The organism is Corynebacterium sp. HMSC074C01, from assembly GCF_001814605.1.
Taxonomy (GTDB): Bacteria; Actinomycetota; Actinomycetes; order Mycobacteriales; family Mycobacteriaceae; genus Corynebacterium.
The window spans coordinates 1-1,885 of record NZ_KV817293.1 but is presented as its reverse complement, the minus strand read 5'-3'; the positions used below and the strand labels follow the sequence as shown (position 1 = coordinate 1,885).

The 1,885-nt window shown below is 56.4% G+C and carries 2 pseudogenes; both read left to right on the top strand.

What is annotated here, in order from left to right:
- A pseudogene (locus tag HMPREF2978_RS08890) lies at positions 1 to 1,305 on the top strand (hypothetical protein); the annotation flags it as partial.
- A 23-nt stretch (positions 1,306 to 1,328) separates the two neighbouring features.
- Positions 1,329 to 1,885: pseudogene (locus HMPREF2978_RS08885) on the top strand (hypothetical protein); the annotation flags it as partial.

Below are 1,885 nucleotides of genomic sequence, written 5' to 3'. Positions count from 1 at the left end.
TTGCGCCAGGAACAAAAGGCGCGTGAAAAGGCTGGCACAGACCTGCGCGGCCAGTTGGAAGCGCGGCTAGAGGACACGGCTATTGGTTTATCTTCTGCTATGGCGGAGCAGGAGACGCGAACCAATGAGAACATGAGCTATGCCTTCAGCAACTTGTCCCAGCAGATTGCAAATGAGTCGCAGGCTCGGTCTTTGGCTGTGTCGGAGGAGTCCCGCGCCCGCCAGAAAGCGATTAGCGACCTGTCGGAGTCGTTTACCACGGAGTTGGAAGTCTACGGCAGGCTCATTGACGAGGCCGGAAATTCCACTGACGAGGCCACAAAAAAGGTGGTTGCTTTCTGGTCTGAGGAGAATCAGAACCTGTTCAACCAGTCCGCGAGCCTCACCCTGGCCGCACTGTCCGCGTACAACGACGTCAACAACATCAAGTGGGTGTCGCAGGATGCGTGGAATGAGCAGCAGCAGAAAATCAATGATGCCGCGGCTAAATTCCAAGCGCAGCAGCTTGAAATCAATAATCAGAACGAGGAATTCCGCAGGCTCACTGAGCAGCTTGACGCCCAGCAGACTGAGCAAATCGAGCAGATTACCGCGATTCAGCAGCAGATCGTAGCGGAGTCCCAGGGCCGTATCCGGGAGATTATGGCAACCCCGGCGGGCACGTCAGACCCTAATATCACCGTGAGGAAACGAAGCGATGGGGAACCGGGGTGGCAAATCACGCTCACCGATATGGTGGGCGGAAGCGTGTTTAACGTGCAGTGGTACAGGAGCGACGGAGCGTCTTCGCTTGGCGATACTGTAATCGAACAGAAATACAATATTATTCGCACGCTTGAGCCAAATGCTAATTCGTTTACTGTCGGTGCCACATCCGGCATTGTTTATATTTTCGCCCGCTGGGCTGCTGCCTCGAAGCGCCAGGTCACGGTTGATAAATCCGTTGGTAGTCGTGACATATCACGCGGTATTTTTCAGAACATAATGAACTACCCCGCCCCCACCAAGACCGCCCGCCAGGCCACCCTGCGGTTGAAGGTCACCTGGGCAGCAGCAACGTATGACGATAATTACGGTATCCGTATCCGTGCCGGTGACCGTATTTTGAAGACGTACAACAAGACACAGCTGGGCCCGCTGACGTTCCTAGGCAACGGGGAGCAATGGATGTCTATCACGGTTTCGAACGCCACGATTAACCCCGGGGAAACTATCAGCGTTGATGTGTATTCGAACGCCCTGACTTCGGGCGCTCGCCGTATGAAGAGTGCGGAGCTTACCGGTACTTGGATTGAGGAGGTCTAATGCCAACAATTAAAGGTAATCTTATGTTTGTGTCGTCGCGTGCGGCGCAAGTTTCGGAGGTGTGGGTACGTGCCCCCAAAGTACGCACCCACCTAGAAGGCGTGGTCACAACAGGGAATGACCGTTTCCCCGTCACAGGTGGAGAAGTCACGTTCACAGCAGTGCCGGGGCCTGCCGTGCTGGCCCTCATTAGTCAGGGCCGTGCGGTGGACACAATCCCCATCCTTGTCGGTGACGCGGCCACGCAGACGCTGCGCCAGGTGGTGAGTGCCGCGAAGGTGGCTGATGATGCCACGAAGCGGGAGATTGAGAAACTCGCCGCTAGGGCTGTTGAGCTTGTAGACACGTCAGTAGCGAACGCGAAGAAAGCCCAAGACGGTGCTACCCGCGCTGAAACAGCAGAAAGCAACGCGAAGAAGTCTGAGACGAATGCGGCCTCGTCTGCTAGTGGGGCTAGGTCCTCCGCCACGTCGGCATCATCTAGCGCGTCAAGGGCGGCCACGTCGGAGCAGAATGCGGCCAAGTCCGCTACGAGCGCAAAGCAAGACGCAGACAAAGTCGCCAACACCCTCGACAACAC